The sequence below is a fragment of the Arthrobacter sp. 05L428 genome (assembly GCF_056397665.1).
On sequence record NZ_JBFTNW010000007.1, the window covers coordinates 36,606 to 51,860 of the forward strand.

At 68.4% G+C, this 15,255-nt stretch carries 13 protein-coding genes; 8 read left to right on the forward strand and 5 right to left on the reverse strand.

From position 1 onward, the window contains the following. Positions 1-127 precede the first annotated feature (127 nt). The 4 genes from AC1DH3_RS13115 to AC1DH3_RS13130 all read left to right on the forward strand — a co-directional run bounded on the left by AC1DH3_RS13115 (position 128) and on the right by AC1DH3_RS13130 (position 2,705). The gene (locus AC1DH3_RS13115; RefSeq protein ID WP_175321575.1) at positions 128-601 is read left to right on the forward strand and encodes an FHA domain-containing protein; all 474 of its coding nucleotides are present in this window, start codon (positions 128-130) and stop codon (positions 599-601) included. A gap of 23 nt (positions 602-624) precedes the next feature. Then, positions 625-1,341: a transcriptional regulator FtsR gene (ftsR, locus tag AC1DH3_RS13120; RefSeq protein WP_175321576.1), complete on the forward strand. Its 717-nt coding sequence runs from the start codon at positions 625-627 to the stop codon at positions 1,339-1,341. Next, entirely contained in the window at positions 1,341-1,844 is a 504-nt protein-coding gene (locus AC1DH3_RS13125) for a bifunctional nuclease family protein (protein WP_175321577.1), read from the forward strand. The genes ftsR and AC1DH3_RS13125 overlap by 1 nt, the downstream gene beginning before the upstream one ends. 264 nt (positions 1,845-2,108) lie before the next feature. Further along, positions 2,109-2,705, forward strand: coding sequence for a MerR family transcriptional regulator (locus AC1DH3_RS13130; protein ID WP_476909491.1), 597 nt, complete (start codon positions 2,109-2,111; stop codon positions 2,703-2,705). Between the two features lie 103 nt (positions 2,706-2,808). Here AC1DH3_RS13130 and AC1DH3_RS13135 read toward each other — a convergent pair whose 3' ends face one another. Beyond that, a complete protein-coding gene (locus AC1DH3_RS13135; RefSeq protein WP_441418900.1) occupies positions 2,809-3,657 on the reverse strand; it encodes a ParA family protein in 849 nt (282 codons plus the stop codon). Between the two features lie 320 nt (positions 3,658-3,977). Here AC1DH3_RS13135 and AC1DH3_RS13140 point away from each other — a divergent pair, with 320 nt between their 5' ends. After that, positions 3,978-7,373, forward strand: a complete 3,396-nt coding sequence (locus AC1DH3_RS13140; protein WP_476892762.1) for a pyruvate carboxylase — start codon at positions 3,978-3,980, stop codon at positions 7,371-7,373. Positions 7,374-7,465: 92 nt separating this feature from the next. Here AC1DH3_RS13140 and AC1DH3_RS13145 read toward each other — a convergent pair whose 3' ends face one another. After that, positions 7,466-9,286 carry an AMP-dependent synthetase/ligase gene (locus tag AC1DH3_RS13145; RefSeq protein WP_476909492.1) on the reverse strand — a complete coding sequence of 607 codons (1,821 nt, stop codon included), beginning with the start codon at positions 9,284-9,286 and terminating at the stop codon, positions 7,466-7,468. A 253-nt stretch (positions 9,287-9,539) separates the two neighbouring features. Here AC1DH3_RS13145 and AC1DH3_RS13150 point away from each other — a divergent pair, with 253 nt between their 5' ends. Next, positions 9,540-10,562, forward strand: a complete 1,023-nt coding sequence (locus AC1DH3_RS13150; RefSeq protein WP_476909556.1) for an ROK family glucokinase — start codon at positions 9,540-9,542, stop codon at positions 10,560-10,562. A gap of 45 nt (positions 10,563-10,607) precedes the next feature. Here the strand turns inward: AC1DH3_RS13150 and AC1DH3_RS13155 are convergent, their stop codons facing one another. From AC1DH3_RS13155 to AC1DH3_RS13165, 3 genes are read right to left on the reverse strand one after another with little or no spacing between them, the layout of a single operon-like run. Beyond that, entirely contained in the window at positions 10,608-11,156 is a 549-nt protein-coding gene (locus AC1DH3_RS13155) for a hypothetical protein (RefSeq protein ID WP_476909493.1), read from the reverse strand. After that, positions 11,149-11,952: an alpha/beta hydrolase gene (locus tag AC1DH3_RS13160; protein ID WP_476892761.1), complete on the reverse strand. Its 804-nt coding sequence runs from the start codon at positions 11,950-11,952 to the stop codon at positions 11,149-11,151. Before AC1DH3_RS13160 ends, AC1DH3_RS13155 begins: the two co-directional genes overlap by 8 nt. Before the next feature lie 14 nt (positions 11,953-11,966). Next, a complete protein-coding gene (locus AC1DH3_RS13165) occupies positions 11,967-12,794 on the reverse strand; it encodes an alpha/beta hydrolase (RefSeq protein ID WP_476892760.1) in 828 nt (275 codons plus the stop codon). Between the two features lie 111 nt (positions 12,795-12,905). Between AC1DH3_RS13165 and AC1DH3_RS13170 the strand changes: the two genes are divergently transcribed. Together AC1DH3_RS13170 and AC1DH3_RS13175 are read left to right on the forward strand one after the other, a co-directional pair. Beyond that, complete coding sequence (locus AC1DH3_RS13170; RefSeq protein WP_175321586.1) at positions 12,906-13,646, forward strand: lysophospholipid acyltransferase family protein; 741 nt, start codon at positions 12,906-12,908, stop codon at positions 13,644-13,646. A 65-nt stretch (positions 13,647-13,711) separates the two neighbouring features. Further along, positions 13,712-15,160, forward strand: a complete 1,449-nt coding sequence (locus tag AC1DH3_RS13175; protein WP_476909494.1) for a class II 3-deoxy-7-phosphoheptulonate synthase — start codon at positions 13,712-13,714, stop codon at positions 15,158-15,160. The last annotated feature ends 95 nt before the right edge of the window (positions 15,161-15,255 follow it).

Consider the following 15,255-nt stretch of genomic DNA (forward strand, 5'->3'; position numbering starts at 1 on the left):
TTGTTGGAGACAGCAATTACTGGACACAGTGGCCGGCCGGGGGGACTGACTACCGGATCTGCCAGGCTTTTCCGGACGGCATGCGTTGTTTGCAGGGGGGACACCTGCAACGAATGAGGAGGACTCAATGGTTGGGCACGGACAGAACGACACCGGTGAATACGGCACGGGTGGAGTGAAAGCCTCGGAGACCACATCGATCCATCTCACTCCCGTGCGCGACGAGCCCACCCTCACCCCGAAGGTTTCGGTCGAGGAACGCACGGCCATCGAGTCGTTGCCCGCAGGGTCCGCCCTGCTGGTGGCACACAGCGGCCCCAACGCCGGCGCCCGCTTCCTGCTCGACTCGGACGTCACGACGGCGGGCCGCCACCCGGACGCCGATATCTTCCTCGACGACGTCACGGTCTCGCGCCGCCACGTCGAATTCCGCCGCACGGCGCGCAGCTTCGAGGTCGTGGACACCGGGAGCCTGAACGGCACCTACGTCAACCACGACCGTGTCGACAGTGTGGAGCTGAAGTCCGGTAACGAGGTGCAGATCGGCAAGTTCCGGCTCACCTTCTACCTCAGCCCTGCCCGTACCGCAGGCAACGTCTGATATCGGGGTAGTTGCCTGTGGCCATGGCACAAGCCGAACGGCGCGGACCCCAGGTCCTGAACATCGGGGAGGTCCTGGCTCAACTGAGCGACGACTTCCCCAACATGACCGCGTCGAAAATCAGGTTCCTCGAAGAAAAGGGACTCATTAACCCGCAGCGGACTCCCGCCGGGTACCGGCAGTACTCCGAGGGCGACGTCGAGCGTCTCCGCTTTGTGCTGGCCCTGCAGCGGGACCAGTACCTGCCGCTGAAGGTGATCAAGGACTACCTCGACGCGATTGACCGCGGCGAACGCCCGGACAACCTGCCTCCCGGGGTCACGGTCTCGCCGCGGATCGTCTCGGACCAACTCGCCGCCGAACTGAACCACCGGGTACGCCTGCTCAGCGAAGAGCAGCTCCGCACCGAGTCCGGGGCCAGCGTGCCGTTGCTCGAATCCCTGCTCAGCTTCGGCCTGATCGGCCACGTCAACGGCAAATTCGATGAACACGCCCTGCAGGTTGCCCGGGCCTGCGTGCAACTGGAGGGCCACGGCCTGGAACCGCGGCACCTGCGCCCGTTCCAGGCCGCCGCCGAACGCGAATTCGGGCTGGTGGAACGGGCGGTGGCGACCCTGACCTCGCGGAAGGACGCCGCCTCGCACGCCCGCGCCGCCGAGGCCGCCCGCGAAATCAGCGAACTCTGCCTGACGCTGCACCGGGCCCTGGTCCAGGACCGCATCTCGAGGATGGACATCTGATGATTGAGGTGGAAATCGTAGGCGTACGGATTGAATTGCCGTCCAACCAACCGCTCGTGCTGCTCAAGGAGATGCACGGGGAGCGCCACGTCCCCATCTGGATCGGCACCCCGGAGGCCAGCGCCATTGCCCTGGCCCAGCAGGGTGTGGTCCCGCCGCGGCCGATGACGCACGACCTGCTGGTGGACGTTGTCGAGGCATTGGGCCACACGATCGTCAGCGTCAACATCGTGGCGGTCGAGGACAACATCTTCTACGGCCAGCTCCAGTTCGAAGACGGCACCACCGTCAGCTCGAGGGCCTCGGATGCCCTGGCCCTGGCCCTGCGGGCCAAATGCCGGATCTGGTGCGCGGACGCCGTGATGGAAGAAGCCGGTGTGCGGATCACCGAGCACGACGACGGCGAGGAGGCCCAGCCCGGGCCCGCCGTCGACGAAGAGGGCGAGCTGCGCCGCTTCCGCGAATTCCTGGACGACGTCGAACCCGAGGATTTCGCCGGCTGAAACGGCCCTAAGCTTAAAGTCGAGGTCGAAAGTTTCGACACGCCCCGGCAATACCGCCAACGTCTTTGACCTTGGGCCCCGGCAGGCCTAACGTCGGAGGTACAAGTTCCCATTGCATACAACAGCCGCGCAAGTCACACTGGACAGAGCAGCCGGAGCCGAAACTACACGGATGATTTTCGTGCCTACTCGGTCCGACGCCGGTCCCGGACAGCGCGTCGTTGCTGCAAGTTCCCGCGGGAACTCATGACAAGGAGGATCCACGTGAGTCCGAAAGGCGAAGCAGGCGAGCTCAAGCAGACCTCGACGGCAGGCGTTGCTGTGCCCGCGAGCGGTGCCCAGGGCCTGCTCTTCACCGAGGATCTTCCCGTCCTGGACGAAGACGCGGGTTACCGCGGCCCCACCGCGTGCAAGGCGGCCGGGATCACCTACCGCCAGCTGGACTACTGGGCACGCACCGGGCTCGTCGAACCCGCCGTGCGCGGCGCCGCCGGCTCCGGGTCGCAGCGCCTCTACGGCTTCCGCGACATCCTCGTCCTCAAGGTCGTCAAACGGCTCCTCGACACCGGCGTCTCCCTGCAGCAGATCCGCACCGCCGTCGAGCACCTCCGGGAGCGCGGGGTCGAAGACCTCGCCCAGATCACGCTGATGAGTGACGGCGCGAGCGTCTACGAGTGCACCTCGGCGGATGAAGTCATCGACCTGGTCCAGGGCGGACAGGGTGTCTTTGGCATCGCCGTCGGCCGGGTCTGGCGCGAAGTGGAGGGAAGCCTCGCGGCACTGCCGAGCGAACACGCCACGGACCAGTCCTTCCCCGACGATGAACTCAGCAAGCGCCGCGCGGCCCGCAAGATCGGCTAGCACGGCCGGAAGATTTAACTAAGAAGCGCGGGGCCACATCGTGGCCCCGCGCTTCTTGTTGTCCTCCATCCGGGAGGCCGGACTTCGAGCCGGAACAGTACAGCTAACGCTGGCTGCGGTTGCGGACCATGCCCGCAGCCGCCAGCTCCCCGGTACCGCCGGCCCCCATCAGGTTGCCTAGCAGCGTGTCGAACAACGCCGCGGCGTTCTTGGCGGAGTCCCCGGGCCAGTGATGGACCGAGTGGGCCGCGCCCTGGATCTGCTGCCAGTTCGCCTGCTCCGGGATGTGCGGGGTGAGCAGCAGTTCACCGAACATGGACTGCATCTCGGCCAGACGGAAGGTGTGCTCCGAGGAGCCGGTCCGCACCCGGTTGGCGACAATGCCTGCGGGGGAGAGGCCTGGCGCGAATTCCTGCCGGAACAGCTGGATGGCGCGCATGGTGCGCTCGGTGCCCGCGACGGAGAACAGTCCCGGCTCGGCGACCAGGGCGACCTTGTCGCTGGCGGACCAGGCCATCCGGGTCAGGCCGTTCAGCGAGGGCGGGCAGTCGATCAGCACGAGTTCGTACTGCCCGGCACCTGCCAGCACGGCGGAGAGTCGGCGCAGGTCGCGGCGGCCGAGGTCGGGCCGGTCGTAGATTCCGGTATAGGCCGAGCCGATGGCGACATCCAGTACGGACGCTGCTGTTCCCTTGGAAGAAGCGCTGTGCTCCACCCATCCGCTGGGGACAACGTTGTCGGCGAGGCGGGCCCGGCGCGGGGACTTGAGCATCCGGCCGATGTCGAGTTGTTCATCGGGCCGGACGCCGAGGGCGGTGCTGGCATCCGCGTGCGGGTCAAGGTCGACCACAAGGGTGGGGATGCCGGCTGCGAGTGCGGCCGACGCCAGTCCGGTTGTCACGGAGGTCTTGCCGACACCGCCTTTGAGGCTGCTGATGCTGACTACTTGCACTTGAAAAACCAATACCTAACGCCGGTTGCCGAGACTGGGTCATGCCGGCCCGTGCGTTCCTTCGGACCGGGGCGTGCATGCGCCACCCACCAACTCATCATATGTTGACCCGGCACCGAAACCTTTCTCATCCGGCCCGACTTATCCGGGCCGGCGGGTGCCCGGACCGCTGTGGAGCCCCCCGCGCGAGAGCGATCTGCCCAATGCCGCCGAAATGACGCATAATGCTGTGATGGGCGCCACAATGATTTGTGTTTGCGCACACCAGTCTTAGAAACTGTGACGACTTACCGAACCACCCGCGATGATGCAGGAGAAGTATGTTTTCCAAGATTCTGGTGGCTAACCGCGGCGAAATCGCCATCCGCGCCTTCCGCGCCAGCTATGAGCTGGGTGCCAAGACCGTTGCAGTGTTCCCGACCGAGGACCGTAACTCGATCCACCGCCAGAAGGCGGATGAGGCGTATCTGATCGGCGAGGAGGGGCACCCGGTCCGGGCATACCTCGATGTCGACGAGGTGGTGCGCGTGGCGAAGGAGGCCGGGGCCGACGCGATCTACCCCGGCTACGGATTCCTCTCGGAGAACCCCAACCTGGCGCGCGCCGCGGCTGCCGCCGGCATCACCTTCGTTGGACCGCCGGCAGAAGTCCTTGAACTGGCCGGCAACAAGGTCGCCGCACTGGAGGCCGCCCGCAAGGCCGGCGTCCCGGTGCTCAAGTCGAGCCAACCGTCCAAGGACGTCGACGAACTCATCGCCGCCGCGGACGAAATCGGCTTCCCCATCTTTGCGAAGGCCGTCGCCGGCGGCGGCGGCCGCGGCATGCGCCGGGTGGACACCCGGGACGCGCTGCCCGAGGCCCTGCAGGCCGCCATGCGCGAGGCCGACGCCGCCTTTGGTGACCCCACCATGTTCCTGGAACAGGCGGTGCTGCGCCCGCGGCACATCGAAGTGCAGATCCTCGCCGACGCCGAGGGCAACGTCATGCACCTCTTCGAGCGCGACTGCTCCATCCAGCGCCGCCACCAGAAGGTGATCGAGATTGCCCCCGCGCCGAACCTCGATGAGGGCATCCGGCAGGCGCTCTACCGGGACGCCGTGAAGTTCGCCAAGGCCCTGAACTACGTCAACGCCGGCACCGTGGAGTTCCTCGTCGACACCGTGGGCGAGCGGGCCGGCCAGCACGTCTTCATCGAGATGAACCCGCGCATCCAGGTCGAGCACACCGTCACCGAGGAAGTCACCGACGTCGACCTCGTCCAGGCCCAGCTGCGGATCGCCTCGGGGGAGACCCTCGCCGACCTCGGCCTCTCGCAGGAGACCGTCAAGCTCAACGGCGCCGCACTGCAGTCCCGCATCACCACCGAGGACCCGGCAAACGGCTTCCGCCCCGACGTCGGAAAGATCACCGGCTACCGTTCGGCCGGCGGGGCCGGTGTGCGGCTCGACGGCGGCACCGTCTACTCCGGCGCCGAGATCAGCCCGCACTTCGACTCGATGCTGGTCAAGCTGACCTGCCGCGGCCGCGACTACAAGACCGCCGTCGCCCGCGCCCGGCGCGCCCTGGCCGAGTTCCGGATCCGCGGCGTCTCCACCAACATTTCCTTCCTGCAGGCCGTCCTGGACGACCCGGACTTCGTCGCCGGTGACGTCGCCACCTCGTTCATCGACGAACGCCCCGAACTGCTCAAGGCCCGCGTCTCCGCGGACCGCGGCACCAAGCTGCTGACCTGGCTCGCCGAGGTCACCGTCAACAAGCCCAACGGCGAGCTCACGGCACACACCGACCCGGCCGACAAGCTGCCCGCCCTGACGGACAGTGACGCCCCCTTGGGGTCCCGGCAGCGGCTGCTCGAACTCGGCCCGGAGGGCTTCGCGAAGGCCCTGCGCGAGCAGGACGCCGTCGCCGTCACCGACACCACCTTCCGCGACGCGCACCAGTCCCTGCTGGCCACCCGCGTCCGGACCCGGGACCTCGTGGCGGCCGGACCGGCAGTATCCAAGCTGCTGCCCGAACTGCTCTCCGTCGAGGCCTGGGGCGGCGCGACCTACGACGTCGCCCTCCGCTTCCTGGGCGAGGACCCCTGGGACCGCCTGGCCGCGCTGCGCAAGGCGCTGCCGAATATCTGCCTGCAGATGCTGCTCCGCGGCCGGAACACCGTCGGCTACACGCCATACCCGGAAGAGGTGACGGTGGCCTTCGTCAACGAGGCCGCCGCGACCGGCATCGACATCTTCCGCATCTTCGACGCCCTCAACGACGTCAACCAGATGGCCCCCGCCATCCGCGCCGTCCGCGCCACCGGCACCGCCGTGGCCGAGGTCGCCCTCTGCTACACCGCGGACATGCTCGATCCGGACGAGAAGCTGTACACCCTCGACTACTACCTGGACCTGGCCCAGAAGATCGTCGACGCCGGCGCGCACATCCTCGCGATCAAGGACATGGCCGGACTGCTGCGCCCGGCGGCGGCAGCCCGCCTCGTGACGGCCCTGCGGGAGAAGTTCGACCTCCCGGTACACCTGCACACCCACGACACGGCGGGCGGCCAGCTGGCCACCCTGCTGGCTGCAGTGGACGCCGGCGTGGACGCCGTCGACGTCGCCTCGGCCTCGCTCGCCGGCACCACCAGCCAGCCCTCCGCCTCGGCCCTCGTCGCGGCGCTGGCCCACACGCCGCGGGACACCGGCCTGAGCCTGGCCAATGTGTGCGCCCTGGAACCGTACTGGGAGGCTGTGCGCCGCGTTTACGCCCCGTTCGAGTCGGGACTGCCGGGCCCCACCGGCCGGGTCTACCAGCACGAGATCCCCGGCGGCCAGCTCTCCAACCTGCGCCAGCAGGCGATCGCGCTGGGGCTGGGCGAACGCTTCGAAGCGATCGAGGACATGTACACCGCAGCGGACCGTATCCTGGGCCGGCTCGTGAAGGTCACGCCCTCGTCCAAGGTGGTGGGCGACCTCGCCCTGCACCTGGTCGGCCTCAACGCGGACCCGGCGGACTTCAACGAGAACCCGCAGAAGTACGACATCCCGGACTCCGTGATCGGCTTCCTCTCCGGCGAACTGGGAGACCCTCCCGGCGGCTGGCCCGAGCCGTTCCGGACCAAGGCCCTGCAGGGCCGCAGCGTCAAGGTCCGCGACGTCGAACTCAGCGCCGAAGATAGTGCCGCGCTTAAGGGCGACTCCAGGACGGTGCAGCAGACCCTCAACCGGCTGCTCTTTGCCGGTCCCACCAAGGACTACCAGAAGAGTGTCGAGGCCTACGGAAACCTTTCCGTCCTGGACACCCGCGACTACCTCTTCGGCCTGCAGCGCGGCGCCGAGCACGAGATCGAGCTGGAGAAGGGCGTGCGTCTGATCGCTTCGCTCGAGGCCGTCTCCGAGCCGGACGAGAAGGGCATGCGGACCGTGATGTGCACGCTCAACGGACAGTCCCGGCCCGTGGTGGTCCGTGACCGCTCCGTGGTCAGCAACGTCAAGGCCGCCGAGCGGGCCGACGCCTCGCAGCCGGGCCAGGTCGCCGCGCCGTTCGCCGGCGCCGTCACCCTGACCGTCAAGGCCGGCGACGCGGTCAAGGCCGGGGACACGGTCGCGACCATCGAGGCCATGAAGATGGAAGCCTCGATCACGACGCCGGTGGCCGGGACCGTGTCGCGGCTCGCCGTCGGCCCCGTCGAGCAGGTCCAGGGCGGCGACCTGCTGCTGGTCGTGGAGTAACGCGGCCGGACACGGCAGCACAGCAGAAAGGGCTCCTCCGGCCACGGCCGGGGGAGCCCTTCCTGGTTTATGCCAACGCGTTGAAGCGGGTCTTAGGCGTGCGTGGTGCGCTTCGCGGAGTACATCTCCTCGATCACGTTCTCGAAGTCCTTCATCACCTGGGCGCGCTTGACCTTCATGGACGGCGTCAGGTGGCCGGAGGCCTCGGTGAAATCGGAGGGAACAATCCGGAACGACTTGATGGCCTCGGCCTGCGAGACGGACTGGTTCGCACGGTTGATCAGCTCCTGGACCGCCGCCGTGACGGCGGGGTTTACGGTCGCCTCGGCCACCGTGGTCGACGCCGGCAGGCCGTGGCGCTGCAGCCAGCCCGGGAGCGCCTCCTCGTCGAGCGTCACGAGAGCGCCGATGAACGGACGGTTGTCTCCGACCACAAGGACCTGCGAAACCAGCGCGTCGGCGCGGATCTGGTCCTCGAGCAGGGCCGGCACCACGTTCTTGCCGCCGGCGGTGACGATGATTTCCTTCTTCCGCCCGGTGATGGTCAGGAAGCCCTGCCCGTCAAGCTGGCCGATGTCGCCGGTGCGGAACCAGCCGTCCACGAAGGCTTCGGCCGTGAGGTCCTCCCGGTTGAAGTAGCCCCGCATCACGCAGACGCCCTTGGCGAGAATCTCGCCGTCGTCGGCGATCTTCACGGCGTTGCCGGGAATCGGCGCGCCGACGGTGCCGATCTTGATCAGGCCGGGCGTGTTGACCGTGACCGGGGCGGTGGTTTCGGTCAGGCCGTAGCCTTCGAGGATCTGCAGGCCGATGCCTTGGAAGAAGTGGCCGAGGCGTTCGCCGAGCGGGCCGCCGCCGGACACCGCGTGCGCGACCTGGCCGCCCATGGCGTCGCGGAGCTTGCCGTAGACGAGCTTGTCAAACAGGGTGTGCTTGAGCCGCAGGGCCAGGCCCAGCTTGCCCGCCTGGCGAGCCCGCGAATAGGCGATGGCGGTTTCCGCGGCGCGATGGAAGATCGCTCCCTTACCGCCGTCCTCGGCCTTGGTCAGAGCGGAGTTGTAGACCTTTTCGAAGACCCGCGGCACCGCGAGGATGAAGGTCGGCTTGTAGCTCTGCAGGTCCGGCAGCAGGTTCTTGATGTCCGGAGTGTGCGCCACGGTAACGCCGGCCGCCACCGCCAGCACAGAAATGAAGCGGGCGAAGACGTGCGCGAGCGGGAGGAACATGATGGTCCGCGCCTGCTCGTGGACGATCTGGCCCAGGGACGTGGCCAGCACATTGTCGGAGAGCTCCACGAAGTTGCCGTGGGTCAGCTCGCAGCCCTTGGGCCGGCCGGTGGTGCCGGAGGTGTAGATGATGGTGGCGAGATCGTTGAGCGAGGCCTGACTGCGGCGGGCTTCGAGTTCCTCGTCGCTGATCCCGCTGCCGGCGGCGCGGACCTCGTCGAGGGCGTCACCTTCCAGCTGCCAGACGTGCCTCAGCCCGGTGAGGCCCTCGGAGCCGGCAGCCTGCCGGATGATGTCCTCATGGTGGGCGGACTCGCCGAAGGCGGCGACGGCGCCGGAGTCGCCGAGGTTCCAGGCAACCTGTGAGGGGGAGGACGTTTCATAGATCGGGACCGAGACGGCGCCGGCAAACCAGATCGCGAAGTCGATCAGGGCCCATTCGTACCGGGTGCGGGACATGATGCCGACCCGGTCGCCGGCAGCCACGCCGCTGGCCATCAGGCCCTTGGCGAGCAGGGAGACATCGGCCAGGAAATCGGTCGCCCGGACGTCCTGCCACTGGCCTGCGGCGTCGAGCCGTGAGAACAGGGCCGGGTTGGACGCCTTCGCGGCCTGGCGCAGGACCAGGTCCGTTACGTTCGTCTCCGGTGGGACGGTGACCAGGGGCGGGACACTGATTTCTCGCACGATAGCTCCTTTGATATCCATTGGCCCGCAAGGGGGGTACGACTAACAGTAGTATGTGGCCCCGGCGGGGTGTGTTCCACTTCACCTACTGGCGAGTAACTTTACGGACAAGGCCCGTGTTGCGCCACCCGGGAGAGGGCCGGCGGCCCGGCCGCGCCGCTCGCTGAGGGCCCTAGAATGGGGAACGATGCATACTCCAACACCCGGCCAGAAGCCCGGACCGCAGCGCAGGACGGCCGCCTGGCGGCGCCGGATGCAGGGCTTTTCCGGCGCCTCCGAGGCCGGCAGTTTCCGTGAACACCTGCGGCTCGGGCGCAAGGGCCTCGCGATCGGCGTCGACATCGGCGGCACAAAGGTGGCGGCCGGCGTTGTGGACGCGGAAGGGCGCATCCTCAGCCAGGCCAAGCGGTCAACGCCGGGCAGCGATCCGCGCGCCGTCGAGCAGGTGATCGTCGAACTCGTGGAGGAACTGGGCCGGGGCCACCGCATCTGGTCGGTCGGCATCGGCGCGGCCGGGTGGATGGACCTCGACGGCGCCACCGTGCTGTTCAGCCCGCACCTGGCCTGGCGCAACGAACCGCTGCGTGAGAACCTGCAGCGGCTGCTCCGCCGTCCGGTGCTGCTGACCAACGACGCCGACGCCGCCGGCTGGGCGGAGTGGCGCTTTGGCGCCGGGAAGGGCGAGAGCCGGCTGGTCTGCATTACCCTGGGCACCGGAATCGGCGGGGCCATGGTGATGGACGGGCGGCTCGAACGTGGGCGCTTCGGCGTGGCCGGTGAATTCGGCCACCAGATCATCATGCCCGGCGGCCACCGCTGCGAGTGCGGCAACCGCGGCTGCTGGGAGCAGTACGCCTCGGGGAACGCCCTTGGCCGGGAGGCCCGGGAACTCGCCGCAGCCAACTCGCCGGTGGCCCAGGAGCTGCTCAAAGCAGTGCACGGCCATGCCGACCGGATCACGGGCGTGGTCGTCACCGAACTCGCCAAGGCCGGCGATCCCACCGCGCGTGAACTCCTCGAAGACGTGGGGGAATGGCTCGGCCTGGGACTGGCGAACCTGGCGGCGGCCCTGGACCCGGGAACCTTCGTCATCGGCGGCGGGCTCTGCGACGCCGGCGAACTCCTCGTGGAACCGGCGCGGAAGGCCTTTGCCCGGAACCTGACCGGCCGCGGGTTCCGCCCGGCGGCCACGATTGAACTGGCCGCGCTGGGCCCCAATGCCGGGCTGATCGGCGCGGCCGACCTTTCCCGGGTCAGCAGCCGCATGCGCAGCTAGCCGGCGCTCGGGCGGCTCCGCAGCCGCCAGCCGGACAGCAACCGGCTAAACGCGGGCCCCGTCGTCGTTCTCGTCCTTCTCCTGCGGCAGCTTCATGATCAGGAACACCACCGACGCCGCGAAGGCGACCACCATGCCGACGACCGCCAGCAGCGGTGCGCTCCGCCAGAAAATGGCGGACAGCATCAGCGCGATCGGGCCGCCGACGGCGCCCAGCCATGCGAGCATCGTCAGCGGGTCGGACCCGGCCAGGCTGGGCGGCTCTTCGGGGACGAACGCTCCGTCGTCGTCGTCCGGCTCGTAGTCCCGCGGGCCGGAGGCGCCCTGGCCGGCCGCGGCGTCGTCACTCCCGCGCAGCGAGGCCGCCCGGCTGCCGGCCGGGGGTTCGACCGGTGCCGGTGCCGGTGCCGCAAGGCCCAGCGGGTCGAAGTCGCGGAACGTCCGCGCGGCGGGGCTTCCGGCGTCGGCGCTGCCGGCCGGACCGGAGTCGGTGCCCTCCAGCCTGGCGACCAGATCCAGCCAGACGGCGTCGTCCTCGTTGGCGCTGGAGTCCGGGGAATCGGGGTCCGGCGAGCCCGGGTCGAATCTAGTCATCTGCCGTTTCTTTCTGGCTGGCACCGGCGGCGCCCGGGTTGGGCCCTTCCACGACCGACCGGATGAACTCCGCTGTGCCGCGGAAGATCTGTGGCGCGTCGTTGTCCATGGTAGCCACGTGGTAGCTGTTCTCCAGCCGGATGACCTCCAGCGGGGCGTTGCTCAGTCCGCGGCGCAGGGCGGCCAGGCTGGCGTCGGAAACGACGTGGTCCACGGTGGACCGGTAGACCCGGACCGGGGCCGTGATCCGGGGCAGCAGCCGCAGGGTGTCCTTGAACATCTTGTTCAGCTCGTGGGCCGCCGCGACCGGGGTCCGCGGATAGGCGCCTTCATCCACGCCCTCCTTGAGGATGTCATTGGCGATCGCCGGGGTGCTCTTCAGCACGAATTTCAGGATCCCGGCCAGCGGCGCGCGGGGATCATCGATGACCAGGCCGGGGTTCACCAGCACCGCCCCGGCCACGGGGCGGGTGGCCGCCAGCCGCAGCGCGAGGGCGCCGCCCATCGAGAGCCCGGCCACCACGACGTGGTCGCACTCCGAGGCCAGTTCCAGGTAGGCGGCGTCGAGCCCGGCATGCCAGTCCTGCCAGCGTGTCCGGGCCAGTTCCTGCCAGCTCGTGCCGTGCCCGGGCAGCAGCGGCATCCGGACCGCGTAGCCGGCCGCGGCCAGGGACTCGGCCCACGCCCGGACGCCGTGCGGGCTGCCGGTGAACCCATGGGAGACCACGACGCCGGTCCGGGGACCGGATCCGGTGAACGGACTGCTGTACGGCGAGTGGTCGGCGGCTGTGCTCATGGATGCTCCGTGGTTCATGGCTGCTCAGTTCTTACTGGCTGCTGAGGGCCTGCGGGGACAGTGGACTGGGCTGGGGACGGGGCCGCGTGCTCCCGGAAGAAGCGGGCGGACTGCGAAAAGATTACGGGAGCGTCGACGTCGAGCGTTGCAACGTGGCCGCTGGACGGCAGCGGGACCACCGTAAGGTCCGGCGATCCGAGGCGCCCGCGGAGCAGCTCCAGCGAGGTCGGCGGCACCACCGCGTCCGTGTCGGACTTGAACACGATAGCCGGAGCGTCGACGGCGGGCAGTTCGCGCAGTGTCGCGGTGAAGAGCTTGCGCAGTTGGTGGACGGCCGCGAGCGGGGTCAGTGAGTAGTCGCCGTCCTGGGTGGCGGCCGCCGTCGACTCCGTCTCCTGGAGCGGGACGGTGGTGCGCTGCAGGTACTTGAGCACCCCGATGTAGCGCACCCGGCGGTCGTAGAAACTGAGCCCGGGGTTCACGACGGCGACGCCGGCCACGCGGTGGCGGGCAGCGGTGCGCAGCGCGATGGTTCCGCCCATGGACAGGCCCGCCACGAAGCATGAGCGGGTTCCGGCGGCCAGGTCCAGGTACGCGGCCTCGAAGGCGCCGTACCAGTCCTGCCAGCCGTGCCGGGCGAGATCCCGCCAGTCGGTGCCGTGGCCGGGCAGCAGCGGGACGGAGACGGCGAACCCGAGGGAGGCCAGGTGCTCGGCCCAGGGAAGCACACTCAGGGGGCTACCGGTAAAGCCATGGCAGATCGCGACGCCGGTGCCCGCATTGGCGCCGTGGCCGGGGTAGCGAAAAGCGGCAGGCGCCACTGGAGTGCTGCTTTCGCTCATGAGCCCATCGTGTCACTGTTCCCGACAAAACTCACTAGAGTAGGGTGTCACTGAAGTCCTGGCCGGGTCCGAAGAAGGGCCGGCCAGACGCCTGCCGGAGAGGTACACCACGTGTTTTATTGGTTCATGAAGACGTTCGTCCTTGGGCCGGTCCTGAAGACGCTCTTCCGGCCGTGGGTCAAAGGCCTGGACAATGTTCCGGCCGAGGGCGCCGCGATCCTGGCCTCCAACCACCTTTCTTTTTCCGATTCCATCTTCATGCCGCTGATGGTGCCCCGGCCGGTGGTGTTCCTGGCGAAATCCGAGTACTTCACCGGCAAGGGAATCAAAGGCAAACTGACCGCCGCCTTCTTCCGGCTGACCAACCAGCTGCCGATGGACCGGTCCGGGGGAGCGGCGTCCGCCCGCTCGCTTGATGCCGGCATGGATGTGTTGAAGAACGGTTCGCTCCTGGGCATCTACCCCGAAGGCACCCGCAGTCCGGACGCCCGCCTGTACCGCGGCAAGGTCGGGGTCGCCCGGCTCGCCCTGCAGGCCCGGGTCCCGGTGATCCCGGTCGCGATGATCGGCACCGACAAGGTCCAGCCCATCGGCAAGCGGATGCCCAACATCCGCCGGATCGGGATGATCTTTGGCGAACCGCTGGACTTCAGCCGCTACTACGGCATGGAAGACGACCGCCTGATCCAGCGTTCCGTAACGGACGAAATCATGTACGAACTGATGCGGCTCTCCGGCCAGGAATACGTCGACGAGTACGCCGCCGTCGTCAAACTGCGTCTCGCCGGAAAAGCCACCGAGGCACCGGAGGCCGGCGCCGGCCAGGAACCGGAGACGCCCGGAACTGTGTGACGGGGCGCCCGCGGTCAATGACGCCGGGCGCCGCCGTTCAACGCGGAGGCAACTATCCTTAGAGGGTGACTGAGCTATCTGCGCCTTCGACGTCCCTGAACAACTCCACGCCGGCGGGCCCCGCCCCCGCAGGCTCCGCTTTTGCCGGTTCTGCTTTCACGAGCACGGCCCAGAGCGGCGCCGCCAACTATCCGGGACTGGACCACTGGCGGGAGCTGCCTGCCTCGCAACAGCCCAGCTGGTCCGACGCGGCAGTCTTTGAGGCCTCGGTCAAGGAACTCTCGGTGCTGCCGCCGCTCGTCTTCGCCGGCGAAGTGGACATCCTGCGCGAACGGCTCGCCGCGGCCGCGCAGGGCAAGGCGTTCCTGCTCCAGGGCGGTGACTGCGCGGAGACCTTCGAAGCCGCCACGGCGGACAAGATCAGCGCCCGGGTCAAGACCATCCTGCAGATGGCCGTCGTGCTCACCTATGGCGCGGCGATGCCCGTGATCAAGATGGGCCGGATGGCGGGCCAGTTCGCCAAGCCGCGCTCGTCCAACGACGAAACCCGCGACGGCGTCACGCTGCCGGCTTACCGCGGCGACATCGTCAACGGCTATGACTTCACGCCGGAGTCCCGCGCGCACGACGCCAGCCGGATGCTCAAGGCGTACCACACCTCGGCATCGACCCTGAACCTGATCCGGGCGTTCACGCAGGGCGGCTTCGCCGACCTGAGGCTGGTGCACCAGTGGAACAAGGGCTTCACCGAGAACCCGGCGCACGCGCGTTACGAATCCCTGGCCCGCGACATCGACCGGGCCATCAAGTTCATGTCCTCCTGCGGCGCGGACTTCGAGGCGCTTAAGCGCGTCGAGTTCTACGCCAGCCACGAGGCGTTGCTGCTGGACTACGAGCGGGCCCTGACCCGCATCGACTCGCGAACCGGCCTGCCGTACGACACCTCGGCGCATTTCCTGTGGATCGGGGAGCGCACCCGGGAACTGGACCACGCGCACGTCGATTTCCTCTCCCGCGTCCGCAACCCGATCGGCGTCAAGCTTGGCCCCTCGACCTCCGGCGAGGACGCCCTCCGCCTGATCGACAAGCTTGACCCTAACCGGGAACCCGGCCGCCTGACCTTCATCACCCGGATGGGCGCCGGCAACATCCGCGAGAAATTGCCTCCCATCGTCGAGCGCGTCACCGCCTCCGGCGCCCAGGTCCTCTGGGTCACCGATCCGATGCACGGCAATACGGTGACCTCGCCCAACGGCTACAAGACCCGCAACTTCGACGACGTCATCGACGAGGTGCGCGGCTTCTTCGAGGTGCACCACGGCCTCGGCACCGTTCCGGGCGGCCTGCACGTGGAAATGACCGGCGACGACGTGGCCGAGTGCCTCGGCGGCGCCGACCCGATCGACCAGGACGCCTTCCTGGACCGCTATGAATCCGTCTGCGATCCGCGGCTGAACCACATGCAGTCCCTCGAAATGGCGTTCCTGGTGGCGGGAGCCCTCGCCAAGCGCTAAGCCGCGCCGGCCGACACGGGCCGATGCCGCAAGCGGCGACGCCACAGACAGTAAGAGCTCCGCCCCGGCTGTTTCCAGCCGGGGCGGAGCTTTTA